The organism is Psychrobacter maritimus (assembly GCF_029953575.1).
In the GTDB taxonomy this organism is placed as follows: domain Bacteria; phylum Pseudomonadota; class Gammaproteobacteria; order Pseudomonadales; family Moraxellaceae; genus Psychrobacter; species Psychrobacter maritimus.
On the sequence record NZ_CP124526.1, the window covers coordinates 1,930,259 to 1,954,870 of the forward strand.

Here is a 24,612-nt window from a genome sequence, read left to right on the forward strand (position 1 = left end):
CTCAATTTAATAATAATACTTCGGTGCATGAACCTATTACTTCATCGATGGAGTCACCAACTATCGGTAACTCTGATTTGAAGCTACTCAAGGTCTTAAGCTTACTTATCGACTATCCAAGCAATGAGCTGTTTTTAGGCGATACGCTTGCCGATTGCACCGAGATTGTCGCCACATCAACGCTGATTAGCCCAGAAGTACGCACGCAAATCATCGACTTGATTGAAGATTTAATCGATACCGGCTCTCTTGAGGCGCAAGCGCGTTATGACGGTCTGTTTGAGCGCGGTCGTTCTTTATCATTGTGGTTGTTTGAGCATGTACATGGCGAATCGCGCGACCGTGGTCAAGCGATGGTCGATTTGATGGGTCAGTATCAAGAAGCTGGCTTTGAGATTAGCGTCAAAGAGCTGCCTGATTATCTGCCTTTATACCTTGAATTTTTAGCCTATCAAGCGACCATTATCGAAGACGACATTCAAATTCGTATGGATATCGCTGACGTCAGCCATATCATTGCGCTGCTTGCTGCCAGATTAGAGGATCGCGGTAGCCTGTATAAAGGCTGCTTTAATGCGCTATTGCAAATCGCGGGTAAACCGCTTGAGATTGTTGAAGAGTATCAAGAAAAAATCAGCAAAGAAAAGCGCGATGACAGCTTTGAAGCCTTAGATAAAGAATGGGAAGAAGAAGTGGTGACGTTTTTGGATGTGCAACAAGAAGAGCGCTGCCCGTCACAGACGAGTACCCAAAACCTTGCGGCAAAAGCGGGGATAAAAAACGCCGCTGCTGCAAATGCGGTCGATGCCCCTGTGCACTGGGTAGACTTTAAAACCAACCAACCGGTTAAACCCTAATAAGGAGAAAGGACATGAATATCGCAGATCCTAGTGTACAGTCTTTAGCCAACCTCAGTTGGCTGCAAATTTTCCTTTTTGGCGTTTATCCGTACGTAGCCTTGACCATCGCTATCATCGGTACTTGGGTACGTTTTGATTTATCTCAGTATTCATGGAAATCTGGTTCGACACAAATGCTCAGAACCAAAAACATGCGCCTTGCCAGCAACCTATTCCACGTCGGTATTATTGTGGTTTTGCTCGGGCATTTATTTGGGATGTTGACGCCACATTTTCTTTATGATCGTTTTATCAGCGCTGGGCATAAGCAGATTTTAGCGGTGGTTGTCGGTGGTATCGCGGGGGTGTTTTGTTGGTTTGGCTTAGTCATGCTGATGTGGCGACGCTTTACCGATGACCGCATCTCAAACACTTCATCGTTCTCGGACAAATTGGTACTGGTGCTGTTATTTATTCAGCTTAACTTAGGTCTTATTTCCATCTTTACCTCAGTGAAGCATCTAGATGGCTACACCATGATGAATTTGGCCGGCTGGGCACAAGACATCACTATCTTAAGACCTTGGCAGGCAGCAGCACGTATTGAGCAAACTGACCTTATTTATCAGCTGCATATGGCGCTCGGCATCACCCTGATTGCGATATTTCCATTTACACGGCTTATCCATATTATCAGCGCGCCAATCTGGTATTTCGGTCGCCGTTATCAGATTGTCAGAGAGAAACGTTCGCAATAGAAACGTTGCCAATAGAAATAGCCACAATAGCGATACAGCATTGATGTTTGGATGAAGTTACGATACTATAAGATTCATTTTTAATGAATCTTATAGAAACCACTCAATTATTAGACGGTTAAATGCTTAATCCCAGCGCTTTTTTAACAGTTTAATGATGGTTTTCTTAATGACAGTTGTCAGATTCATAGTTTGAGCTTTAATCCCAAAACTTATCAATGTGAAATATCACTAAAGGATCCACCATGGCGTCACCAAAAACCCTAGAAATCGTGAAAGCAACCGTTCCTGTACTCGAAGAACATGGAACCGCGATTACGACCGTATTTTATAAAAATATGTTTAACGAACATCCTGAACTACTGGATATTTTTAACGAGACCAACCAAAAACTAGGTCGTCAGCAAACCGCACTTGCCATGACTGTTTTGGCCGCGGCTAAGCATTTGGAAAAATTGGCGACATTATTGCCGCAAGTTACCCAAATCAGCCATAAGCATCGCGCTTTGCAAATTTTGCCAGAGCACTACCCGATTGTTGGTCATCATTTATTGGGTGCTATTAAAGAAGTACTGGGTGAAGCGGCGAACGATGACATCATCAATGCTTGGACAGAAGCCTATGATGAAATCGCTTCGGTATTTATCCAAATCGAACACGGCATGTACGAGCAAGAAATGTGGTCAGGTTTTGCGCCGTTTAAAATTACCGAAAAAGCAGAAGCCGCGACTGACATTGCTGCCTTTACCGTCGTTCCCGTAAATGCTGATATTGATTTAAGCAAACTCAAATTGTCTGCTGGTCAATACATCACGGTTAAAACTGACCCAAAAGACAGTAAGCATATTGCCCTCCGTCATTATTCTTTATATTCAGCGAATAGCGATAGAGGTATTCAGTTTGCCGTTAGACGCGACAACCGTAACGAGCATAATGGCTTAGTGTCGAACTACTTACATGACCACTTAGACGTTGGCGATACGATTTTACTATCTGCCCCTGCCGGTGATTTTGAGCTTAACCAAGAGCTAGTACAACAAAACGAAATCCCATTGGTATTGGTCAGTGCCGGTGTTGGCGTCACGCCAATTTTATCAATGTTAGAGGCGCAAGTAGCGGCCAATCCACTACGCCCTATTATTTGGGTTTATGCTTGTCAGAATAAGGAACATCATGCCTTTGACAGCAAGGTTAATGAGTTGCTTGCCGCCGCTGAAAACGTCGAAAAGCATATCTTCTACTTTGAGTCAGGGCAAATTCTAGACGAAGCATGGCTTGCTACTTTACCGAAGCCTGCCGATATTTATGTTTGTGGTTCTATGATGTTTATGGAAAGCATCATCGACGGTTTAATGACTCTCGACCATGGCGTTGATAGCGTTCATTACGAACCCTTTGGTCCGAAGATGAGCCTAGAGTTGGCTTAATATTATCAGTCTAACTAAGTATTTAAGCATTGAGTAAGATAGAAAATGCGCTCAATACTTGGTTAAAGATAATACAAAGTCAATTAGCAACAGCCATAGAGCCGCCTTTAAACGCTTCATCAGTGCGTAAATAATTTAAAGGCGGCTCTATTTTTTTATTTAATTTTTGACGTAAAACTTTAATCGTATTTAACGATATTTATCATCCGATTCCTTTTATCAGAACCCTTAATGGAGCAAAAGCCATGACTGTTAGTACCTACAATCCAGCCGATCATACCAGCAACCAAAACGCTCATGCCTCTACTGCTGCCAATCATATAGCAACTGGTAATGGGGATGATATTCTGCGGGTCATGCCAACCCTATCCGACTTGCAAAAACCACATTCTGACCAAGAATTTATCGAAAAAGCGATGGCGGAAGAACGCAGCAATCATAAGAACCTGATTGCCTCTAGCCGTGATGAGCTGCCTTCAGTGACGGTCAATGGTGTGATGATAGATAGAACCAATATCGCCCAAGAGCTGCAATATCATCCAGCGGAGAACAAAGAAGATGCGGTATTTTTAGCGACGCAAGCACTGGTGGTGCGTGAATTACTCAGATTGGCGGTTTTGGACGAGCCAAGTCTTGGTGAGACGGCATGGGAAAACGATGAAGAGCAAGCGATTTCTACTTTAATAGACAAAAACGTTCAAGCAACGATGCCAGATATGGCAACCTGTGAGCGCTATTATAGCCAAAATATTACGGACTTTAAGACCGATCCCATCATGACCGTACGCCATATTTTATTAGCCTGCCCGCCTGAAGATGGCGATGAGCGCCTAAAGCTCAAAAAGACCGCTTACGAGTTTATCGAACAAATCAAAAATAACGCCAATCCTGATGCCGAGTTTATCCAATTGGCACGCCAGCATTCGGCTTGCCCTTCAAAAGAGCAAGGTGGTGAGCTGGGCGTTATTAGCAAAGGACAAACCGTACCAGAATTTGAAAGCACGTTATTTAAGCTAGACAAAGGACTTGCCCCAAGCCCTATCGAGAGCCGTTACGGTTTTCATATCGTTGAGGTGCTAAATAAAGAATCTGGTATTCAGATGACTTACGAGCAAGTCAGCCCTGCGATCCATAATAAGCTGAGCCAGCAAGCCTTTCACCAAGCATTATGCGATTATTTGTTTACCTTAGCGAATGAGGCGGATATCGAAGGTATCGAGATGACGCTTGAGCAAGAGAATATCTTCCGTGGTTAAGCAATGCGCTGTCGGTCACTTAATTCTTATGTTATAAAATAGCTGTTATGGTATAAAGGTTCTTAAGACATTACCTACCTCTTATGCTATTTATGCTATGTGTCGTTCGATATCAATAACACAGTTCAATATTAATAAAATGAGTAGACGTTTATGATTACGGTTGCAGAGCTTATCTCTGAAATACAGCAGCGCATAGAAACTTATAATACTAACGACTATCCGCTATATAAAAGAGACGTCGTTAGTTACGACTTATTAGACAGCCGCAATCATATATTGGCAGAAGATATTGTTTCGCCCTTTGCAATACCAAGGCAAAATCTATCGGCGATGGATGGTTATGCGATTGCTAAAGACAGCGTGCTTGCAGCAAACAGCACGATTGATATCGTCGGTGAGTCACAAGCGGGCAGCCCTTATGATGGTGACATCACAGCAGGACAAGGGGTGCGTATATTTACCGGTGCGGTCGTTCCTGATAGCTGTGATACGGTCATTATGCAAGAGAACACCAACTTTACCGCAATAAAAGAGAGTATTGATAAATCACAGCCTTATGCTATTACCCTCAGTCAAGACGCTAAACCTGATGACAATATCCGCAAGCAAGGCGAAGAGATTGAAACTGGCGAAGCGATTTTATTAACAGGTAAGCGCTTAAATCCTGCTGATATCAGTTTACTGGCTAATTTAGGCCTAGATAAAGTGAAGGTATATCAGCCTTTAATCGTTGGGGTACTGGCAACGGGTGATGAGCTCGTTGCAATTGGTAATGAGCTGACCAGCTTGGCGCAAATCTATAACTCCAACACCCCTACTCTAAAGAGCTTACTCGCCCATTTGCCTATCACTATTCGTGATTATGGCATCATTGCTGATGATTTAGAAAAGACTACCACTGCCGTAACCCAAGCGATGCAAGAGTGCGACGCCCTTATCTCTACGGCTGGCGTATCGGTTGGCGACTATGACTTTTTAACTACCGTCATTGAACAGCTTGGGCAAATTAATCATTATAAAGTGGCGATGAAACCCGGTAAGCCGTTTGTCTTTGGCGAGCTGACACAAAATCTTGCCAAGCCGGTATTATATTTTGGCTTACCCGGTAATCCGCTATCAACCGTCGTTGGTAGCTTACAATTTGTCATTCCAGCCTTATGGCAGATGGCAGGCGCTGCGCCACAAGAGCGCCCCATGCAGCTTAGCCTAACCGCAACGCTTAAAAACGATATTAAAAAATCAGCCGGACGGATGGATTTCCAAAGAGGAATTTTGTCGCAGAATGACGCTGGCGAATTTCACGTTGAGAGCTTTAGCAAGCAACAATCGCACCGTATCAAACAGCTTAGCCACGCCAATTGCTTTATTGTCTTGGCGCAAGAATCTGGCAATATAGCTGCCGGTGAAACCGTAAAAGTGCAGCCCTTCCCTTGGTTGCATAGCTAAACAACAGCTAAACAACAGCTAAACAACAGCTAAACAACAGCTAAACAACAGCTAAACAATTGAATCATTAATAACGGTATAGGTAAAAAGTTGCATGGCTAATCAAGGGTATAACGAGTTACACAGTTAATAACTCTTTATACTGTTGATTAGCCATAAATCATGAGAAACTGCTTAGGGTGTATCTTGATTTTAAAAATCATAACCAATGAGCATCTACTACTTTGGTGGTAGTTTTCAGCTCACTTATGGTGAATGGTTATTTGCTAGCAAGCTGTCATAATCGTATTTAAATGGATTTTCCCACTCACAACCTGAGGCAACGCCTAAAAGTACACACTATACTTAATATTAATGGTAATCATCTATGAACCATCTTGCCCCCAACGCAGGTAACGTAGGTAATGCGCAATTGTATTCGCCTGCCGCTGCACCCGCTATTTTTGATGGTGACTCATCGAAAACTGCTATCACATCGACGTATTCTCCGGCCACGCTCTCTCAACCATTAACCGATGGTTTCGCACGACGTCTCACCTATTTGCGTCTATCGATTACTGATTTCTGTAATTTCCGCTGTGAATATTGCCTGCCTGATGGCTATCAAGGCAAACCACCACAAAACGAGCTCAGTGTTACTGAAATTGCTACCTTAGTCCGCGGCTTTGCCCAAGTCGGTACTAAAAAAGTTAGGATTACTGGCGGTGAACCCTCTATACGCCGTGACGTGGTCGACATTATTAAAACCATCAAAAACACCGAAGGCATTGAAACGGTTGCCATGACCAGTAATGGATATAAACTTGGTAAGCACTTAGCTAGCTGGCAAGCGGCTGGGCTGAATCAGCTGAATATCAGTATGGACAGCTTTGATGCCGCGACCTTCCATAAGATGACTGGCTTTGATATGTTGCCACAATTGCTGGCTGATATGGATACCTTACTGGCAACCACAGATATTAAGCTGAAAATAAACAGTATTTTAATGGCTGAAACCGCCTTTGAAAATCTAATGAATGCCATCGACTATGTCAAAGATAGAGCTATTACTTATCGCTTTATTGAATTTATGCAGACCAGTGACAACAGCGATTTGTTTTTTGCCCAGCATGCACAGTCCGATATCATTACCAATTATTTAAGTAAACACGGCTGGCAAACCCATATACGTGGTAGCAACGACGGTCCAGCGATAGAATATAGCCATCCAGATTATCAAGGGCGTATCGGACTAATTGCTCCTTATGCTGCCCATTTTTGTGATAGCTGCAATCGTTTGCGGGTAAGTAGTCAAGGCAAGGTGCATCTGTGTCTATTCGACCAAGGTAACTACGATATTCGTCAGTATCTCGAACAAGACGATGTGGCAGGGCTCGTTAATACCCTGCATAGCTTTATGCCGATTAAACCTGAGCATCATCATCTTCACGAATCAAACAGTGGCATGATGAATAACTTGTCGATGATTGGCGGTTGATTTATTAATAATAAAAACTTTTATTTTCACAGCAAGCGCATTTATTAAGGAATATCCATGAGTAAGCTGCAAGCCCCCTTTACCCCGCTTAATATCGCTATTTTAACGGTTTCTGACAGTCGTACTATTGCAGAAGATACCTCAGGGCAATATTTGGTTGACCAACTGACCGCCGCAGGGCACCAACTTGCCGATCGTCAGCTGATTATTGATGATATTTATAAAATTAGAGCCGTCATCAGTAACTGGATTGCCGACCCAGATGTGCACGCTATCATCACCACGGGCGGTACTGGCTTTTATATTAGAGACAGCATGCCAGAGGCGGTTGGCGTCTTATTTGATAAATCAGTCGATGGTTTTGGTGAAATGTTCCGCTTAATCTCAAAAGACGATATCGGTATGTCTACCATTCAATCTCGCGCCGTAGCTGGCATGGCAAATGGCACGGGTATTTTTTGCCTACCCGGTTCATCAGGCGCTTGCCGCACCGCTTGGGAAGGTATCTTACAAGAGCAGCTCGACAGCCGTACGCGTCCTTGTAACTTTGTGCCGCACTTTATGCGCACCAATCCAGGTCACGATTGATTCATGCTTGAAGTTGCGGATAGCTTAATCAAAGCAGATGGATTCAATCATTTAGCAGGTATCGTTATTTTGGCGGGCGGCGCATCCAAACGTATGGGGTCGCAAAAAGCTGAGCTTATCTTACCAACAGGTGAGCGTTTGCTTGATTATCATGTCAGACAAGCGCTTGAATTAAGTGCTGCGATGATGAGCAATATACCTATTATGATTGCCGATAATGGACGTGGCTTTAGCATCAATCCAAATTTGATTAAGAGTTCGAAGTCATCAATTTTTCGTATTAGGGATTATCTATCTGCTAACGCTCTTTCTAGCAAAAATATATCTGGCAAAAATCTTTCTAATAAAGATGACAAATCGATTGAAACCGGCGGCGCGTTGGTAGCGATTGAAGCAGCGCTGCAATCATTAAAGCGTTTGGCAAGGTCAAACCCATTAACAAAAGACGCAAGCTGGCAGCAATCTTGGCTGCTGGTCATTAGCTGCGATAGCTTGATTCCTGTCACCGATTTATGGCAAAAACTGCAACCTTATATCACGCAAGCTGCAGACAAATCTGTCATTTGCCTGACCGATGACAGTCATTTATATCCATTGTTAGGTCTATACCGCTTGGATATGGAGCCTGATTTAAAGCGTTATATTGACGATGGGCAGCGGCAAGTAATGAAGTTTATTAAGCCGATTGTGCAGCCTGTCCCTTTTGCAAAAGCATGGCAAGAGTTAACCAATTTCAATACGCCTAAAGATTTTTCCCGTGCTTGTTTAGCCTTAAACAACTTATAAAAAGGTTTATTTAAAGGTTTAGTTAAAGGTTTAGTTAAAGAAAGCAACTTTAAGAAAAACCTGCCATTTAAGAGAAATAAAGATGAATAGCGACAGTCAAAAAAACAGTAATCAAGCAAGCAAGCAACCAACCAAGCAAACAAGCAACCAATCTGGCTTATCCCATTTAGACAGCGACGGTGATATCACCATGGTTGATGTGAGTGGTAAAACGACGAGCACCAGAGAAGCACATGCAAGCGGACAAGTGGTTTTTCCTGCCGACATTTATATGCAAATCAAAGCCGCGGACGGTATGACCAAAAAAGGCAGTATCACCCAAACTGCTCATATCGCTGGCATTATGGCTGCCAAACGCACCCAGGACCTGATTCCACTTTGCCATCCTCTGCCCTTAGATAAAATCAGCTTAAGCTTTGCATACGATGATGCAAACCATAGCATTGCCGTGACCGCCACGGTTAAAGTTACTCATAAGACTGGAGTAGAAATGGAAGCATTAACCGCCGTTAGCGTCGCCTGCTTAACCATTTATGATATGACCAAAGCCATCTCGCATGACATTGTGATTGATAATATCCATCTCATGAAAAAAACCGGCGGTAAATCCGATTATCAACATGCTTAAATTGGCTTTATGAATACCATCTACAAAAAGCTTAGTAATGAATAAATAATGGAGATTTCTATGAGCACTTTAGTAGAAAGCAATACAAATTCAGAGATAGATGCCTTGATGAATATTAACGTTTTATACTTTGCCAGCTTAGCCGATGAAGCCAATTGTCATGAAGAAAAAATCAAGGTGCCACAGTCAACATCATTGACCGAATTGTATGAGCAGCTGCGCCAAAAGCATCGCTTTAGTCGCCCGCAGTCAGAGCTGCGCGTGGCGGTAAATGACTATTTTGCCAAGTGGACGGATGAGATTTATGACGGCGATAGCGTGGTTTTTATCACCCCTGTTGCTGGTGGTTAATTTAAAATAGCTTTTTATTAACCTACTCACCTATCCTTCTTTATCAATCTACTTTTTATGAGCAGCGTTACTTTACGCGATGCTTAAAAGTTAAAAACCTCGTTATACAATATTGTTAAATAATAGGCAGAAAAAATGACAGACAATGTACATGGGCAGTCGATGAGCATCAAGCGTAGCATCGATGAGGCGTATCTCATCGCTGAACGTGATGGTTTTGCGCTGTTAGATACCGATATTGATGAAAGTCGGCTTAAAAGCACCCTTGATGATGACAGCTGCGGCGCGTTTGTATGCTTTGAGGGCCGCGTTCGCAATCATAATAATGCCAGTAGCGTCAATCGTTTGACCTATTATGGCTACGAAGACCTCGCCATCAATCAAGGTCGCGCCATTATTAAAGAGGCCAAAAAGCGCTTTGAGATTACCCATGCGATTGCCATCCATCGTATCGGTGCGCTAGAGATTGGTGATGTCGCCGTTTGGGTTGGCGTGGTCTCTGCCCATCGCTATCCTGCTTTTGATGCTTGCCGCTGGATATTGGATACCATAAAAGCTGATATTCCAGTTTGGAAGCAAGAATATTACCAAGATGACTCTTCAAAATGGCTTAGCAATAACGGTTAAAAATGCGCTTCAAATAACTGCTCAAGGCGATAGCTAACCTTTAGCAATAACAATGAGCAATAATGGCAAGCAATAACAGGAAGGTTCCATAATAATGACTAAAATAATAACCTCAGCTTGCTTAGCATTAATGCTAACTGCTTGTAGCAAAGAGCAAACCACTCAGCCTATCCAATCAGATGCCGACAACACCACTGAGCAGAATCAAACGCTGCGTATCGCTGCTGCTGCCAACTTATCTGATGTATTGCCTGAGATTATTGCTGCATATAAAACGGATAAAAACTTGCCGGCGCAAGAGATTGAGGTGACTTACGCCTCTTCAGGTAAGCTATATGCGCAAATTATTTCTGGCGCACCGTACGATATATTCTTATCTGCCAATCAAGAATTCCCTGCCAAACTTGCCAAAGAGAAATTAGATAATTTAAAGTCTGCTGACAAAACAACTTATCAGCCGTTTACCTATACCCAAGGTCAACTGGCACTGTATAGCACGACTAAATCTCTACAAGGACTCAACCCTACTGCCTTAAATGAATTATTGACGACGGGTTCTGATAGTAAAATCACCATTGCCAATCCAGAACTTGCCCCTTATGGCCAGTCAGCACAAGCGTATCTACAAGCGCAGAATATCTTTGACACACTCACTGAACAAAATCGTATTATACAAGCTGAAAATATCGGGCAAGCGTTTCAATATGCGCATACTGGCAATGTCGATTATGGCTTTGTCGCCCAATCACAACTGACGGCGATTAAAGCCACGCCTGAGCAATTTTATACGTTAGCGCCAGAGTCTTATCCAGCTATTTTGCAAGATGGAATAGTGCTTAGTGAGGCTACTGCCGCGACAGATTTTTCCAACTATCTGCGCGCGCCTGCTGGACAGCAGTATTTTTCTAAAGCCGGCTATCTTGTGGTTGACCGATAAGGCTTTGTGGATTGACGGATTGACGGATTGATTAATAAATTAAATACATGCGTTTATTGATACACTTGCAAATAAAGTGATTAAGTAGACGGTTAGGATAAATGAAACGGTTAGCATGGACTAAGCCAGTTGATAAGTGACGCTATGATTGCTCAATCTCTGATAGTAGACATGCTAAGCCCCGTTTGGGTAAGTATCAAGCTTGCTGCTATCACCACCTTATGCTTACTGCTGTTCGCTACTCCTGTGGCCTATTGGCTTGCCAAACCCAGCCGTGGGCAAACGGTATCTCGTCTTAAAGTTTTACTGATGGGCATCATTGCCATGCCGCTGGTCTTACCGCCTACCGTGATTGGTTTTTATTTATTATTACTGCTAAGCCCCAGCGTCGGTATTGGTAAATGGCTTATCGAGCACAACATCAGCCCTTTAGTTTTTACCTTTGAAGGACTGGTTATCGGCTCCATTATCTACTCCTTACCCTTTTATATTCAGCCCGTTTACGCCCAGTTTTTACGTATTCCAGCAAGCGTCATGGAAGTCGCGCATTTATTAGAACCCAGCCGTCTTAGACGTTTTATAAGGGTCGCCCTACCACAGGCGCGTATCGGAATTATTTTGGGCAGTTTAATCAGCTTTGCCCATACGATTGGCGAGTTTGGCGTGGTGCTTATGATAGGCGGCAGTATCTCAGATGAGACCAAGGTTGTCTCTATCGCTATCTACGAGCAAGTAGAAGCGCTAAATTATGAGGCGGCACACATGATGTCGGGGATTCTTATCATTATGGGTATTATTATGGTGGCGCTGATAGCCAGTGTCAGCCGGCTCAATCAACGCCCATAACCATTTAATTAATCAATTAATAACAATTCAACTTTTTCATTTAAGAAATTAAATTTCTAGATTACTGGGGTTTTTTCGCCAAATCCAACTCGTTGGCATAAGCAAATAAAGCCGGCGCACCGCCAGTATGCCAGAATAGAACACTATCGGTTTCTTTGATTTTCCCCGTACGAATCATATCTATGAGCCCGCCCATCGCGCGACCGGTATAAACAGGATCTACCAATATCCCCTCCGTTTGGGCAGTCATGGCAATCGCTTCATTTTCTAATGCACCCACCACGCCATAACCTTCACCAACATAATCTGAGTTAAGAATCAAATCTGACGCAGTAAATTCACAATCTGCACCGATTAATTTTGCCGTGCTATTGGCAAGCGCCAGTGTATATTGATCAAAAGAGACTTTATCGGTTTCGCCTTTATCAATATTGATGCCCACGATTTGATAAGGTGAGTTAAAGATTTTGTTGCCAAGCATCAAGCCTGCCTGCGTGCCGCCAGAGCTCGACGCAAACACGATATGCGTCAAGGAGATACCCATGCTTTGACGCTGCGACTCTAGCTCTTTAAACGCCTCTACAAAGGCTAACGCACCTTGCTCACTTGAGCCACCGTACGGCACCACATAAACGTTTTTGCCTTGGTTGGTTAATTGCTCAACGATGCGAGGAATATCTTCGCCTTTGCGATGATTGCCTGCCCAATGGATATGACAACCGAATAGCTTATCTAGCAACAGATTGCCACTTGCCAGCGCTGGCTCTTCGCCGCCCAAGACTAAATGGCATTCCAGCCCTAAGCTTGCCGCCGCCGCTGCCGTCTGACGACAATGGTTTGACTGTATCGCGCCTGCGGTGATAATCGTATCAGCACCTTTCGCAAGCGCATCACCGATGATGAATTCAAGCTTGCGAGTCTTATTGCCACCCAATGCCAGCCCCGTATTGTCATCTCTTTTCATATAAATTTTGGGACCGCCAAGGGCTCTACTCAATCGTTTCAGCTCAATTAACGGGGTTGGGAAGAAGCCTAATGGCTCTCTAGGTAGGTGGTTATAGTCCATATTTTATTTTATCCCTATTATATTATTTATCTAAAATTTGCATATTGGCACAGCCACAAAAGCAGAGCGAGCTGTGCTGTCTGCTACCTTAAAGCCAGTATAAAACTTAACATGAAGAATAGGCGATATATTTTGATCCGACGAATGATCAATAGTAGATAGGGCTAACAGAAAAAATGAGCGTACTTTTAATCAAAGGCGCATAAAAAATAAGCAGACGCAAAAAAACCTCAAGTAAACTAATACTTGAGGTTGAAACTTTTGTATTAAAACTAAGTTTTAAATATGGCGCAGCGGACGGGACTCGAACCCGCGACCCCCGGCGTGACAGGCTAGACGAGACCATCCCAGATTCTGTGTAACTGCCATTTAGATTAAATGCTTACTGATACGGTCATCAAACATAATCATAAAGCGATTAAGGGCAGACGTCCAGTTACGGATTGGCATCGACCACTTTTTGGATGCCTGCTGGGTGGCTAAGTACACCACCTTGAATGCTGCCTGATCAGATGGGAACACCTTACGCTTATTCACAGCTGTCCGAATCACGCTGTTTAAAGACTCAATAGCATTGGTGGTATAAATCACTTTTCTGATGTCCTTAGGGTAACCAAAGAACACCGTTAAGCCCTCCCAATTATTGCGCCAAGACTTGACCACATGCGGGTACTTATCACCCCACACCTCGTCGAAATGCTCAAGATTGGCCTCTGCTATCTCAAGCGTATCAGCGCCATAGATGGCCTTTAAATCAGCCGCTACGGCCTTCTTATCTGTCCAAGGTACAAACTTCATTGAATAGCGCACCATATGCACGATACACAGCTGAACCTGAGCGTTGGGATAAACGGTGTTGATGGCATCGGGGAAGCCCTTTAAGCCATCGACACAGGCAATGAGGATATCTTGTACCCCGCGGTTTTGTAATTCAGTGAGAACACCCAGCCAGAACTTAGCGCCTTCATTCTCTGATAACCACATACCAAGCAGCTCTTTTTTACCATCAAGAGCAACACCTAGCGCTAAGTAAATGGCTTTGTTGATGATCTGCTTGTCTTGATGTATCTTCACGACGATGCAGTCCAGATAGACGATAGGATAGACGCTGACCCCTGCCGTCAAATCCGTACAGTTAAGCTTGAGAGATTTTAGTTACGCAGCCTGACGATAAAAGACAAACCACATCTGTCTTGGCGATCTATAGTCTAAGCCTCTATGAATCCTAGTTTGGTTGTAATACAGCTCTATATATTTTGTGATTTTACTGGTTGCTGTAAACCTTGTTTTATAGCCCTAATGATACACAAGCTCATTATTCAATATACCCCAGAAACTCTCTATTGACGCATTATCAAAGTAATTATTTTTACCACTCATTGAGCCTATAAACTGGTGCTAATCAATGATCTTGTAGTATGAATGGCTACAGTATTGACGGCCTCTATCAAAATGCACAATCAGTCTTTGGCTGGGTCGTTTATTTTTGATGGCCATGTTCAACGCTTTACAGACTAAATCAACAGTCATACGCTTATTGATCTCATAGCCGACCAACTCTTTGGTATATAAATCTTTCGCTCCGGCTAGGTACAGCCAGCCTTTATACAAATATAAGTAATATAGCCAACCCAAGACTTATTAAGTCGACCGATGTCAAACTTCCGATCCAGCACATTTGGATAAGCTAGCTTGTTATGATTAGAGTCGATAGTAATCTTAAAGAGTTTGTAGCGATAGCATATGATGCCAATGCCTGCAGTGTGAAAGGTGTATTGCACGCCTTCTTCTGTGATCAGAGGGTCAAGGTGTCTTCAAAAGCAGCTAACGATAACCTCTACAAGCCTACAGAGTAGTTCAACGTTATCCTTGATGAGATAGAAGACAGCATTAATCTGGTTATTGTCGAGGAAATTAAAAACTATCGAATGGATGGTACAGCTGGCAAGGTAGTTTTAAAACAATGAACTTTTGCAAACTTAGTTTATATCTAAAATTTAAAATTTTTAGATACGATTACCTATAATATTGCGAGTCTAAAAATAGCATGTATAGATACTTCTATCACTAAGTGAAATACACAAACATTATACTGTTACTTCTTCTACGTCCGTGATTGTAAAGCTTACGTCAAAACTAGTAATAATAATATTTGTCAGGTGGCTTTATGAAAATTGGGGTTTGAACTTGTCATAAATGCACAAAAAATCCTATAGTCACTATCTTTTTAGTACTAACTAATCCATTTTAGATTATTATTTGGTTATTGGACTAGATATGACTCACTAAGTCTTACTTACGTAGACGTAAACTACCCTTCCCACCTTGGGAATATTGAGTCTGAAAAACAATTAATAGAATGAAGGACAAGAAAATGGATGTCATGAAAACAGATACAGGTGTGGTGGGGGAGCTTTCTACTTGGGAAGCCGACGAATTACGAGTACGCGCGACATTAGGCGCTTCAGGGGTCACGTCACCTGATCAATTGGCGAGTATGAGCGGTAAGGCACTCTTTGAGGCGATGTTTGCTGGAGAGTTGCCCTCGCCACCGATTGGCGAGACACTGGATTTTATCCCTATCCATATAGAGGATGGTAGTGCTATTTTTCAGGGTCGGCCAGGTAAGCAACATTACAATCCTCTGGGCAGTGTGCATGGTGGTTGGTTTTGTACCATTCTCGACTCCGCTGTCGGCTGCGCTATTCACTCAACTTTACCCGCTGGTAAAGGCTATACCACGCTAGAGATTAAGGTAAATATGATTCGCGCCTTGACGACAGCTATTCCGCTGGTGCGTGCTGAGGCCAAGATCATCCATGTGGGGCGTCAGACAGCTACGGCTGAAGGTCGCATCGTTGGTCCTAATGGCAAACTATATGCGCACGCCACCACGACTTGTTTAATATTTGACATGCCACAGTAAAAACAATATCAAAATTTTACTTCACTGGTTTTGACTATTGATAAACTCTAAGGCTAATTTCATGCAAACATTCGAACGCACCAACACATTAGATGACAAACAAGCGCGCTATTACGACCTGTCTGCGTTGGGTAATAAGGATAAAAACAAATCGAGGACCGCGGCTCATTTCTATGGTGGCAACGGCTTTACGACTGGCGTCTATTTACCACTATTAACCAAGCTCAGTGCGCACTTTGCTATCACCAGTCTTGCCATGCGCGGCTACTGGCATGATTTACCATCCGTTAAGAAGCTTACCCGCGAGCAAGATGCCGATATATTGATTGATTTTTTAGAGAAGACACAAGACAGCCCTATCGTCGGTATTGGACATTCTCAAGGTGCTACCGCCACTGCCATCGCCGCAGCCAAACGTCCAGAGCTGTTCTCAGAGCTTTATTTGATAGAGCCTGTGACTTTTACCAAATCGCAAACTCTCATGATGAACGCTGCGCCTGACGACTTAAAGGTTGGTCAAGAACCGTTCAAAAGCACGTTAGCCAAGCAAACGAATTGGGAGAGTATTGAGTCATATTACAACTATCTACGGGCACATCGCCCCTTCAAACGTATTGATGACAACAATCTTTATGTCGTTGCAAAAAACAGTCTTGTCCAAAATGAGCAAGGGCAATACAGCCTACTGTTCGACCCTAAGCAAGAGTTGGCAAGTTACTTTGACACTCCTTTTGTCAATGATGCTTTAAAAGAGCTCAACGACCTTGATGTCCCCTACACCATTATTGTTGGCAAACCCTCTATGTTTATTAGCAATGAGGTTCGTAAAGTTTGGGAAGATCTCGTCCCTGTTGAACGCATCATTGAGCTATCAGATAATGGACATCTTCTGCCAATGGAAGCGCCTGAACAGTGTGCGACTATCATTATAAAAAGATTCAGTAGTAATACACCCAGTTCTTCATAGCTACAAAGTGAAAAATATGTCTAGTTATAATCAATACATATGAACTACTGAGCCTCTTTAGGCTCAGACTTACTACTGGCATAAATAAAATAAAGTGCAATAGCTAAGCAAGCCAACGCCGCCATCCTACTGATTGTAAGGCTAATCGCCTCGTTACCCAACCAACCAAAATTATCGATCAGTACGCTCATACTCAGCTGACCAAAAATAACCGCTACCGTTGCTACAGCAGTACCAATACGCTGAACCGCAACCACCATAATGACGATATAAGGAATGCCGCATAAAGCACCAAGCAGCTGCCACTTAGGCACATCCATCAAAGTCACAGTATGACTTGGTTCAAAAAAGAAAATAAGCAAAGCGGTCACAACCGCACCCACAGAAAAGGTTAAAAAAGCACTTTTAAACACCCCAACGTTGCTGCCAAGGCGACCATTTAATGCTGCCTGAACACTTAAAGCCGCGCCGCCAATTATTGCCAATACAATCATTAAAATAAGCATCATTTAGGTTATCCTTTTGCCATAAAAATAAGTGCGGCAATAATGAAAAATAAAGCAATAATTCGTTTGCTGTCTATTTTTCGCTCCATGGTCTCAAACAAACCATAATGATCTATGAGTAAACTCTGAAACACTTGCCCAGCCAGTATGCCAATCATCGTCAACGCAATACCAATGACCGGTGTCACCACGGTTAATACCACCACATAAACAGGACCTAAAATACCGCCAACCAGCAGTAAAGGGGGCTGTGAGAAAAAGGAAGGGCTGTCTCGCGGACTAAAAAACAACATCAAAAAGAATGTCAGAGCAGCGCCAACGCCAAAAATACTCAACGTTGCCCACAGCTCGCCTACCTCACTTCCTAAGGGTCCAAGCAATCCCGCTTCAACTGACAACCCCATGCCGCCTAAAACAACAATGAGTATTAATAAAATTTGCATATAGCAATCCTTAATGAGTGATGCGGCGTAGTGTATCGCAGCCTATACCCATTAAAAAACGCTATAATATAGAAATGACCTTTGCATAAGTTGCACAAATGAATACGGTAGATACCATCAACATAAAAACACTATTGTTTTTTATAGAAGTTTTTGACGCTCAGAGTTTTTCTGTAGTGGCTCGAAAAGAAGGCGTGTCAGCTTCTAAAGTGTCTCGTATTATCAAACAGTTAGAAGACTCTTTAGGGCAACAGCTTTTTCATCGCAATACACGTGCCGTCATTCCGACTGAAGCGGGGCATGTGTTTATGCGCTATGCAAAATCCATGACTGAAAGCATGAATGCGGCACAACAGGAACTTCAAGACAGGACTTTAGAACCGGGTGGTTTAATCAGAATCAACGCCCCTGTGTTTTTTGGACAAAAACATATCGCACCTTGGCTGCCACAGCTTAGTGCTCAATATCCTAGATTACAGATAGACTTGACGTTAACGGATGACTTTATTGATCCTCATCATTATGCAACTGACGTTATTTTTAGAATCGGTACTCTAAATGACTCGACCTTTCATGCGCGTATCTTTGGCGAGCAAACTTATCATCTTGCCGCTTCTCCAGCGTACATACGCATACACGGTAAGCTACAAACACCAGCAGATCTGACGCATCATAAATGCCTAGTATATAAAGGCTCAACAGGGCCCAATCGTTGGCTTTTTAAAACAGAAAGTGAAGATTGGACGCCATTCTTAGCGCCCGCCTTATTGATGTCTAATAATGCAGAATCTTTATTGGTATCTGCACTCAAAGGTATGGGGATTGTGCTTTTTCCAGATTGGCTCATCGGTGAGTATTTAAAGAACGGCGAGCTCATTAAGCTGCTGCCTAATTATGATACGGCAGTCAAAACCACACCTCAGCATGTCGCAGCTATTTATCCTAACACCCGCCATGTCTCTCTAAATGTAAGAACGTTGATTGATTACTTTACTGAGGCTTATGGCACGCCTCTTGATTGGAAGCTCAATTAAAGAGCGAGAGTTTAAAGGTAATAAGCATCTATGAATTTTATGACAAAAAGGTGAAATACAAAGATGTCATTACACCCATTCAGAAGTATTTCTAATCAGATTATTAATTGTTGAAAAATCGGGATGTTTTTTGGACTATCAGACTAGATTATAATCTGATTTGGCAAGGCAATAGCTATGCGCACGTGCGTTTGAATAAAATAAACCATCCTGATGGCTAAGTGGCAACTGCGACTTCATGGGAATTTAAAATAAACATTTAGACCGCTCCTTAACCTCCCAATCTCTGACTTTAACTCGGCTAAACACGCTTTTAAAGATTCGTATTATTTCAGAAACAATCATCACCATCGCTTATGATTGAAAGAAAAATATCAATAATCCTATGACAATAGCCCGCTTAAGATTATAAATACGTTGACATACAATCAAATTAACGTAATAATAATCTAGATGTTAATGATTATCAGTAACATCCTTATATTTTCAAATGCCACCTAATCGACTGTTATATGAAGTAACCGTTATGTGATTTTTTGGCTTGGATGACCCTTTATGGCTGAAACGCTTACTCGTTATGATACCGATAAAACCCCATTAGCCATTGCTGATAAAGCCATGTTCATTCATCATCTCAATGAAGAGCATCAAGATGAACTTGCGATGTTTATCAATGCCTTTACCTCGGCCTCAGTCGGCGAGTACGATATAGTATCAATAACAGAACTGTATCCTGACGGTCTTCTGTTAGATGTTATGACGATGAATCGCTATCAAAATAACTCTAATGCGTTAAAAGATAGCAGTTCTACAGATAACAGCCTCCCTGAAAACATTTCTAGTTCTAATCATCAATACTTTATCAACTTTTTTGTGCCTATTAGCGACGCTGAGACACTACATGAACAATATATAGCGTTATTGCAGTCATCCGCTACTAAGCTTGGTAAGCGTACGATCAAACTTCAAGAACAGCATTTTAGTGTGATTGATGGTTATTATGTCAGCCCTAATATGTATCGACTGGTGGTCACAGCACCCGATACTATCCCACTCAATCATCCCGGTTATGCTTATTTATTTGAGTTAAACTCTGACGTTTTCTCCACCCTAAATGATGAGTCAAGTAATAATGACAAGCCTTTACAGCGCTACTACACCCTGCGAAAAGCATGGCAAGATCCAATCAGCTTGTCTGTTCAAGCTTGGATAGATGTTTATATCCATGGCGACACACCAGGTGGCAATTGGGCACGTTCTCTCGCTTGCGGTATGCCAATAAAAACGGTGCGCGACTATCCTGAGAAAACAGAACACCTCAATGAGGGTCAATGCTTATTAATATGTGATGAAACCTCTCTACCTACAGTCGCCAATCTATTAGAGAACTGGCAAAATCCGTTACCACCCCTTGTCATTGCTATCACTGAAGATCCAAAAGATATCAATTATTTACATACTCTAAACCTTTGCCCGTGCTTAGGTCATGATGAGCATTTTCTACAAGACAATCTACTTCATATCATTAAGACACCAACAACCGAAATTCCTGAACAAATCATAAGCTTATTACATGCAAGATTAATAACATTGCCTCTTAAGATTGGCAAGGTATGGGGTGCGCTTGAAGCGGCGGACATCAAGTCATTAAGACAACAATTAAAAGCAACCCTTGGTCTATCTCGTCAAGATATGGTCATAAAAGTCTATTGGCGCGCTCAATAACTGCCGTATATTCATAAATAAAATGAAAATCATTTGCGTTAACTAGCTACTTTTCTTTAAAATGCCCCATTTACTTTCGACTGCTCACTATGATGCACATCAATAATTTAAGCTTAATACGTCAAAAAAAAGTTTTGCTTCACCCGACTTCTTTTATCATCGAACCAAATAAACTTTATGCCCTCATTGGGCATAATGGTTCCGGCAAATCCAGCCTTATAAAGGCTATGGCAGGAGAGATGACGCCCACGCAAGGTGGTATTGAAATAGAACGTCAAGATTTGCGTAGTTTTTCCGCTAAAAGACTGGCCACGCATCTTGCCTATTTACCGCAAAATCTACCTGATGCGGGTGCTTTTACGGTCTATGAGCTTGTGATGTTGGGCAGATACCCTCATCAAAAATGGCTGCAAAAGCCGACTGCCGACGACCATCAACAAGTAGAAAAAGCCATCGCCCTCACTCAAGTTGACGCCTTTAGAGATCGCCAAGTATCGACGTTGTCAGGTGGTGAGCGTGCGCGCGTCTGGCTGGCGATGTGCCTTGCCCAGCAAACAAAGTATCTTCTATTGGATGAGCCACTAGCAGCGCTGGATGTGGTCTATCAAATAGAAGTGTTAAAACTGATTCGTCAATTGGTCGATGAGCAAGGCTTAGGTGTTGTGATTATCCTGCACGACCTAAATCTAGCAGCAAGGTTTTGTGATGAATTTATCGCCCTAAAACAAGGCAAGCTGTGCCATATGAATGATGTCAAACACACCATGGAAAAGGATGTACTGCGCTCGATATTTGGTGTCGATTTTACCCTACTAACCCATCCTACCACTACTCATAAAGTCGCAGTTATATGAAAGCGCTCACCTTTTCGTTCGGGCTATGTGTGGCATTATGCTCAAGTTTATTGTTAAGCAGTTGCCAGTCGTCTGACGCCACCTCACAAGCACCACAAGCAGTGTCACCTAAAAACAGTCAAAAAACGCCTAAAGTCATGACGCCCGATTGGGGTATTGCGGCGACGCTGACTGCCATGGGATACCCACCAGTTGCTATGGGCGATAAACCTTTCTATAGAGAATGGGTCGGTAAGCCTCTTATACCTGATACAACTCTCGACGTAGGAACACGCTATCAGCCCAACCCTGAAATGTTCTCTCAGTTAGATTTGGATTTGGTCATAGACAACGATTTTTATGCGCACCTGCGTCCTATGTACGGCGATTTGCCTATCCACTCTATTGAATTGACCAGTCCCAACCAAATCGCAAAGTGGGAGGACTTTATAGAACCCACATTAGAATTGGGCCGATCTATCAATAAACCGCAAGCCGCGCAAGATTATTTAGACACCAGTAAGAAACAAATCTTACAAGCGGGACAGACTTTTCATGCGCGTTATCCTCATGTCAAAAAATTGGCTGTCGTGCAATTTGCCGACACCAATAATTTGCGTATGTTTTCGTATAATAGCTTGTTTCAACCTGCTTTAGAGACGATGGGACTACAGCTAGTGGCATTGGCAGATGGCAATCAATGGGGGTTTACGCCCATTATGCTAGGAGACTTAGCGCAGCTTGATGACGATACTTGCCTTGTGGTCGTTGAACCTCTTAGTGACCTTCTCAAACTTGAATTAGAAGACAGCTTAGTGTGGCAGCGCTTGGGTTATTCCTTTGATCAAGCGCATGCATCTAGCAAAAAAGGCCGTTGTATCACCTTACTGCCTGCGACATGGAACAATAGTGGCGTGGCTTCTATGAATGTTTTAGCCGAGCGCTTAACGAATGTCACTTTTGTAGGCAATACCGATTTATGATGAATAAAAATAATTTTTTGTCTGCTAACCGTATTTATATGATGGTCGTTTTCTTAATGCTGCTAGCAGTAGTGAGCAGTTATGCAGTCGTACATCAACTTTGGCAGCTGCCTTTTTTAGAATTATTCATACCCTCATTTGAGCTATCGCTTTCGGACATGAGTATCCAGCTACAAATCCTACCGACCATGTTGGTAGCATTAACCGCTGGTGGTCTTTTAGGATTGGTCAGTGTTTTATTACAACAGCTGGTAAAAAATACTCTGGCCTCAGACACAACATTGGCAGTCGGTAGCGGTGCAAACATAGCGCTGCTCATTGTCACGTTATTCCTGCCTAGTTTGGCGTTAGGGGGAAGTTTCTGGGTCGCCTTTGTTGGCGCACTTGGTAGTATGGCGATTGTTTTTCTTCTAGCTGCGCCTAGTCGCATGAATCCTTTGGTATTGGTACTAGGTGGACTGGTGACCAATATTTTATTGGGCGCTATTACTGCTTTATTATTGATTTATTATGCTGAAGAAACCTTAAACGTCATGGTGTGGGCGGCGGGCAGTCTCACGCAGAATAACTGGCAAGTATCGGCCGTATTAAGCATCGCTAGTGTGGTCACCTTTATTAGCTTAATGCCTTTATTAAAACCATTAGAAATAATGAGCTTAGATGATAGGCAAGCCAAAAGTTTGGGCGTTCCTATCAATCTCATTCGTGGTTTGGTAGTAGGATTGGTGGCAATACTGACCGCCCTTGTCGTCAGTCGCGTGGGGCCTATTGGTTTTATTGGCTTAGGGGCTGCTACACTGGTGAATGTGTTTTCAGTAAGGCGTATTGGTTACCGTTTGCTATTGGGTTATGTGTTTGGGGCACTGTTATTATGGATCACCAGTAATGCTACGACGCTGTTACAACATTATTTAAGCCTAAATATCCCCGCTGATGCAATGACGGCCATTCTTGGTGCCCCATTGGTGATATGGTTAATCGTGAGCCAAAGTCGTCAACATACCGATGAGGTTATTCCGACTTTAGTTTCAGAACGCCGTGACACTCATTTAATGGGTTGGAGTATCGCCTTAATACTGTTGCTCATAGGCGTACTTATCTTTACGGCTACTTCAAATGGCTGGCAGCTTAGTACGCTAGGACATTTAATTGTTGATTTTAGATTGCCTCGTACTTTAAGCGCAGCCGCCACTGGCATAATGCTAGCAACTGCTGGCGTGCTGCTACAAACCTTGACACGTAACCCGATGGCCAGCCCTGAAGTACTTGGTATTAGCTCAGGCTCAGCGATAGGAGTGGTACTGGCCTTTGTTTTCCTGCCCAGTTTTGGCTATACAGGTATTATATTATCAGGATTATTGGGTGCTTTTATCGTGCTCAGTTTGATCTTATGGCTTGCCCGTCGTATCAATCCGGCTTATTTATTATTAGTTGGTGTGGCCATTGCCGCATTGATGGGCGGATTATTAAGCCTGGTAAAAATATCTGGCGATCAACGGTTACAAGCGGTGCTAAGTTGGCTATCAGGTTCTACATATCTTGCCAGTCCAGAAACGGCATGGATTTTAGTAGGATTGGCTTTTATACTTTTCCTATTAAGCTTTATGGTCATAAAACCATTAGAGATATTGAGCCTAGGTAGTGGGATCGCCCGTGAGCTTGGGGTATCTTTGAGATTGTATCAAAGCTTGGTACTCATTCTTGTAGCATTACTTAGTACGATATCAACGTTAGCAGTGGGTCCGCTCAGTTTTGTGGGTCTGATGATCCCTCACCTTGCGACCACCTTAGGCGCAGTACAACTCAAACGGCAAATTCAATTGTCTGCTATTTTAGGCGCAGGCCTAATGGTTATAGCGGACTGGATCGGGCGCTATCTTATATTTCCCTATGAGATTCCTGCAGGCACCATTGCTGCTATTATTGGGGGGGCATATTTTCTATATTTGATGCGGCGTATTAAGGCTTAATCCGCTTAGATTGGTAAAAACACTAGCTAACTTTCAAATCATATTATATGACTGAGATTCATTAATACTATCACAAGCACTTTAAGGTTGATGGACAACCCTTTGTAGTCTCACAAATATATTTAGTATTAATGCAGCAATATATTGCAATGGAAATGATTATCATTATAATAAGCATTTAACTTATGCG

General features: G+C 42.8%; 23 protein-coding genes and 2 pseudogenes. 20 read left to right on the top strand and 5 right to left on the bottom strand.

Annotation, left to right across the window (positions count from 1 at the left end; translation table 11 throughout):
- The first annotated feature begins 47 nt into the window (after positions 1 to 47).
- From narJ to modB, 13 genes are all read left to right on the top strand, one after another.
- Positions 48 to 857 (top strand): nitrate reductase molybdenum cofactor assembly chaperone, encoded by an 810-nt coding sequence (gene narJ, locus QJS82_RS08030; protein ID WP_281491695.1) that lies wholly within the window; start codon positions 48 to 50, stop codon positions 855 to 857.
- Between the two features lie 14 nt (positions 858 to 871).
- On the top strand, positions 872 to 1,597 hold the full coding sequence (gene narI, locus QJS82_RS08035) for a respiratory nitrate reductase subunit gamma (RefSeq protein ID WP_281490130.1): 726 nt from the start codon (positions 872 to 874) through the stop codon (positions 1,595 to 1,597).
- Positions 1,598 to 1,842: 245 nt separating this feature from the next.
- Complete coding sequence (locus QJS82_RS08040; protein ID WP_281490131.1) at positions 1,843 to 3,024, top strand: globin domain-containing protein; 1,182 nt, start codon at positions 1,843 to 1,845, stop codon at positions 3,022 to 3,024.
- Between the two features lie 245 nt (positions 3,025 to 3,269).
- On the top strand, positions 3,270 to 4,280 hold the full coding sequence (locus QJS82_RS08045; RefSeq protein WP_201618816.1) for a peptidylprolyl isomerase: 1,011 nt from the start codon (positions 3,270 to 3,272) through the stop codon (positions 4,278 to 4,280).
- A 153-nt stretch (positions 4,281 to 4,433) separates the two neighbouring features.
- Positions 4,434 to 5,729 carry a molybdopterin molybdotransferase MoeA gene (locus QJS82_RS08050; protein WP_281490132.1) on the top strand — a complete coding sequence of 432 codons (1,296 nt, stop codon included), beginning with the start codon at positions 4,434 to 4,436 and terminating at the stop codon, positions 5,727 to 5,729.
- A 367-nt stretch (positions 5,730 to 6,096) separates the two neighbouring features.
- The gene (moaA, locus tag QJS82_RS08055; RefSeq protein ID WP_281490133.1) at positions 6,097 to 7,206 is read left to right on the top strand and encodes a GTP 3',8-cyclase MoaA; all 1,110 of its coding nucleotides are present in this window, start codon (positions 6,097 to 6,099) and stop codon (positions 7,204 to 7,206) included.
- A 57-nt stretch (positions 7,207 to 7,263) separates the two neighbouring features.
- Entirely contained in the window at positions 7,264 to 7,794 is a 531-nt protein-coding gene (moaB, locus tag QJS82_RS08060; protein ID WP_201618819.1) for a molybdenum cofactor biosynthesis protein B, read from the top strand.
- Positions 7,795 to 7,797: 3 nt separating this feature from the next.
- Positions 7,798 to 8,580, top strand: a complete 783-nt coding sequence (gene mobA / locus QJS82_RS08065) for a molybdenum cofactor guanylyltransferase (protein ID WP_281490134.1) — start codon at positions 7,798 to 7,800, stop codon at positions 8,578 to 8,580.
- A 190-nt stretch (positions 8,581 to 8,770) separates the two neighbouring features.
- Positions 8,771 to 9,208 carry a cyclic pyranopterin monophosphate synthase MoaC gene (gene moaC, locus QJS82_RS08070; protein ID WP_281491696.1) on the top strand — a complete coding sequence of 146 codons (438 nt, stop codon included), beginning with the start codon at positions 8,771 to 8,773 and terminating at the stop codon, positions 9,206 to 9,208.
- A gap of 60 nt (positions 9,209 to 9,268) precedes the next feature.
- Positions 9,269 to 9,559 (top strand): MoaD/ThiS family protein, encoded by a 291-nt coding sequence (locus QJS82_RS08075; RefSeq protein ID WP_055125092.1) that lies wholly within the window; start codon positions 9,269 to 9,271, stop codon positions 9,557 to 9,559.
- A gap of 135 nt (positions 9,560 to 9,694) precedes the next feature.
- On the top strand, positions 9,695 to 10,186 hold the full coding sequence (locus tag QJS82_RS08080; protein ID WP_201628832.1) for a molybdenum cofactor biosynthesis protein MoaE: 492 nt from the start codon (positions 9,695 to 9,697) through the stop codon (positions 10,184 to 10,186).
- Positions 10,187 to 10,280: 94 nt separating this feature from the next.
- The gene (gene modA / locus QJS82_RS08085; protein WP_281490135.1) at positions 10,281 to 11,123 is read left to right on the top strand and encodes a molybdate ABC transporter substrate-binding protein; all 843 of its coding nucleotides are present in this window, start codon (positions 10,281 to 10,283) and stop codon (positions 11,121 to 11,123) included.
- Between the two features lie 144 nt (positions 11,124 to 11,267).
- Positions 11,268 to 11,969, top strand: coding sequence for a molybdate ABC transporter permease subunit (gene modB / locus QJS82_RS08090; protein ID WP_201618824.1), 702 nt, complete (start codon positions 11,268 to 11,270; stop codon positions 11,967 to 11,969).
- A 61-nt stretch (positions 11,970 to 12,030) separates the two neighbouring features.
- On the opposite strand, the gene QJS82_RS08095 is transcribed toward modB, so the two are convergent.
- From QJS82_RS08095 to QJS82_RS08105, 3 genes and pseudogenes are all read right to left on the bottom strand, one after another.
- Positions 12,031 to 13,035 (bottom strand): D-cysteine desulfhydrase family protein, encoded by a 1,005-nt coding sequence (locus QJS82_RS08095; RefSeq protein WP_281490136.1) that lies wholly within the window; start codon positions 13,033 to 13,035, stop codon positions 12,031 to 12,033.
- Positions 13,036 to 13,404: 369 nt separating this feature from the next.
- Positions 13,405 to 14,145, bottom strand: a pseudogene (locus QJS82_RS08100) (IS256 family transposase); the annotation flags it as partial.
- Between the two features lie 45 nt (positions 14,146 to 14,190).
- Positions 14,191 to 14,786: pseudogene (locus tag QJS82_RS08105) on the bottom strand (IS3 family transposase); the annotation flags it as partial.
- 632 nt (positions 14,787 to 15,418) lie between these two features.
- On the opposite strand from QJS82_RS08105, the gene QJS82_RS08110 reads away from it, so the two are divergent.
- Both QJS82_RS08110 and QJS82_RS08115 read left to right on the top strand, forming a co-directional pair.
- The gene (locus tag QJS82_RS08110; protein ID WP_281490137.1) at positions 15,419 to 15,961 is read left to right on the top strand and encodes a PaaI family thioesterase; all 543 of its coding nucleotides are present in this window, start codon (positions 15,419 to 15,421) and stop codon (positions 15,959 to 15,961) included.
- 61 nt (positions 15,962 to 16,022) lie between these two features.
- The gene (locus QJS82_RS08115) at positions 16,023 to 16,928 is read left to right on the top strand and encodes an alpha/beta fold hydrolase (RefSeq protein WP_281490138.1); all 906 of its coding nucleotides are present in this window, start codon (positions 16,023 to 16,025) and stop codon (positions 16,926 to 16,928) included.
- 44 nt (positions 16,929 to 16,972) lie between these two features.
- On the opposite strand, the gene QJS82_RS08120 is transcribed toward QJS82_RS08115, so the two are convergent.
- Together QJS82_RS08120 and QJS82_RS08125 are read right to left on the bottom strand one after the other, a co-directional pair.
- Entirely contained in the window at positions 16,973 to 17,434 is a 462-nt protein-coding gene (locus tag QJS82_RS08120) for a DMT family transporter (RefSeq protein ID WP_281491697.1), read from the bottom strand.
- Between the two features lie 8 nt (positions 17,435 to 17,442).
- On the bottom strand, positions 17,443 to 17,877 hold the full coding sequence (locus QJS82_RS08125; RefSeq protein ID WP_201621889.1) for a DMT family transporter: 435 nt from the start codon (positions 17,875 to 17,877) through the stop codon (positions 17,443 to 17,445).
- Positions 17,878 to 17,975: 98 nt separating this feature from the next.
- Here QJS82_RS08125 and QJS82_RS08130 point away from each other — a divergent pair, with 98 nt between their 5' ends.
- The 5 genes from QJS82_RS08130 to fhuB all read left to right on the top strand — a co-directional run bounded on the left by QJS82_RS08130 (position 17,976) and on the right by fhuB (position 24,422).
- Entirely contained in the window at positions 17,976 to 18,911 is a 936-nt protein-coding gene (locus tag QJS82_RS08130) for a LysR family transcriptional regulator (protein ID WP_281490139.1), read from the top strand.
- Positions 18,912 to 19,466: 555 nt separating this feature from the next.
- A complete protein-coding gene (locus QJS82_RS08135; protein ID WP_281490140.1) occupies positions 19,467 to 20,636 on the top strand; it encodes a siderophore-interacting protein in 1,170 nt (389 codons plus the stop codon).
- Positions 20,637 to 20,728: 92 nt separating this feature from the next.
- A complete protein-coding gene (locus tag QJS82_RS08140) occupies positions 20,729 to 21,490 on the top strand; it encodes an ABC transporter ATP-binding protein (RefSeq protein ID WP_348651567.1) in 762 nt (253 codons plus the stop codon).
- Complete coding sequence (locus QJS82_RS08145) at positions 21,487 to 22,452, top strand: TroA family protein (protein WP_281490142.1); 966 nt, start codon at positions 21,487 to 21,489, stop codon at positions 22,450 to 22,452. Before QJS82_RS08140 ends, QJS82_RS08145 begins: the two co-directional genes overlap by 4 nt.
- Positions 22,449 to 24,422 (top strand): Fe(3+)-hydroxamate ABC transporter permease FhuB, encoded by a 1,974-nt coding sequence (gene fhuB / locus QJS82_RS08150; protein ID WP_281490143.1) that lies wholly within the window; start codon positions 22,449 to 22,451, stop codon positions 24,420 to 24,422. Before QJS82_RS08145 ends, fhuB begins: the two co-directional genes overlap by 4 nt.
- The last annotated feature ends 190 nt before the right edge of the window (positions 24,423 to 24,612 follow it).

What these genes read in the sequence shown, in the direction of transcription:
- narJ (WP_281491695.1), top strand. Translation starts at nt 48, where the DNA reads ATGGAGTCACCAACTATCGGTAACTCTGATTTGAAGCTACTCAAGGTC.
- narI (WP_281490130.1), top strand. Translation starts at nt 872, where the DNA reads ATGAATATCGCAGATCCTAGTGTACAGTCTTTAGCCAACCTCAGTTGG.
- QJS82_RS08040 (WP_281490131.1), top strand. Translation starts at nt 1,843, where the DNA reads ATGGCGTCACCAAAAACCCTAGAAATCGTGAAAGCAACCGTTCCTGTA.
- QJS82_RS08045 (WP_201618816.1), top strand. Translation starts at nt 3,270, where the DNA reads ATGACTGTTAGTACCTACAATCCAGCCGATCATACCAGCAACCAAAAC.
- QJS82_RS08050 (WP_281490132.1), top strand. Translation starts at nt 4,434, where the DNA reads ATGATTACGGTTGCAGAGCTTATCTCTGAAATACAGCAGCGCATAGAA.
- moaA (WP_281490133.1), top strand. Translation starts at nt 6,097, where the DNA reads ATGAACCATCTTGCCCCCAACGCAGGTAACGTAGGTAATGCGCAATTG.
- moaB (WP_201618819.1), top strand. Translation starts at nt 7,264, where the DNA reads ATGAGTAAGCTGCAAGCCCCCTTTACCCCGCTTAATATCGCTATTTTA.
- mobA (WP_281490134.1), top strand. Translation starts at nt 7,798, where the DNA reads ATGCTTGAAGTTGCGGATAGCTTAATCAAAGCAGATGGATTCAATCAT.
- moaC (WP_281491696.1), top strand. Translation starts at nt 8,771, where the DNA reads ATGGTTGATGTGAGTGGTAAAACGACGAGCACCAGAGAAGCACATGCA.
- QJS82_RS08075 (WP_055125092.1), top strand. Translation starts at nt 9,269, where the DNA reads ATGAGCACTTTAGTAGAAAGCAATACAAATTCAGAGATAGATGCCTTG.
- QJS82_RS08080 (WP_201628832.1), top strand. Translation starts at nt 9,695, where the DNA reads ATGACAGACAATGTACATGGGCAGTCGATGAGCATCAAGCGTAGCATC.
- modA (WP_281490135.1), top strand. Translation starts at nt 10,281, where the DNA reads ATGACTAAAATAATAACCTCAGCTTGCTTAGCATTAATGCTAACTGCT.
- modB (WP_201618824.1), top strand. Translation starts at nt 11,268, where the DNA reads ATGATTGCTCAATCTCTGATAGTAGACATGCTAAGCCCCGTTTGGGTA.
- QJS82_RS08095 (WP_281490136.1), bottom strand. Translation starts at nt 13,035, where the DNA reads ATGGACTATAACCACCTACCTAGAGAGCCATTAGGCTTCTTCCCAACC.
- QJS82_RS08110 (WP_281490137.1), top strand. Translation starts at nt 15,419, where the DNA reads ATGAAAACAGATACAGGTGTGGTGGGGGAGCTTTCTACTTGGGAAGCC.
- QJS82_RS08115 (WP_281490138.1), top strand. Translation starts at nt 16,023, where the DNA reads ATGCAAACATTCGAACGCACCAACACATTAGATGACAAACAAGCGCGC.
- QJS82_RS08120 (WP_281491697.1), bottom strand. Translation starts at nt 17,434, where the DNA reads ATGCTTATTTTAATGATTGTATTGGCAATAATTGGCGGCGCGGCTTTA.
- QJS82_RS08125 (WP_201621889.1), bottom strand. Translation starts at nt 17,877, where the DNA reads ATGCAAATTTTATTAATACTCATTGTTGTTTTAGGCGGCATGGGGTTG.
- QJS82_RS08130 (WP_281490139.1), top strand. Translation starts at nt 17,976, where the DNA reads ATGAATACGGTAGATACCATCAACATAAAAACACTATTGTTTTTTATA.
- QJS82_RS08135 (WP_281490140.1), top strand. Translation starts at nt 19,467, where the DNA reads ATGGCTGAAACGCTTACTCGTTATGATACCGATAAAACCCCATTAGCC.
- QJS82_RS08140 (WP_348651567.1), top strand. Translation starts at nt 20,729, where the DNA reads ATGCACATCAATAATTTAAGCTTAATACGTCAAAAAAAAGTTTTGCTT.
- QJS82_RS08145 (WP_281490142.1), top strand. Translation starts at nt 21,487, where the DNA reads ATGAAAGCGCTCACCTTTTCGTTCGGGCTATGTGTGGCATTATGCTCA.
- fhuB (WP_281490143.1), top strand. Translation starts at nt 22,449, where the DNA reads ATGATGAATAAAAATAATTTTTTGTCTGCTAACCGTATTTATATGATG.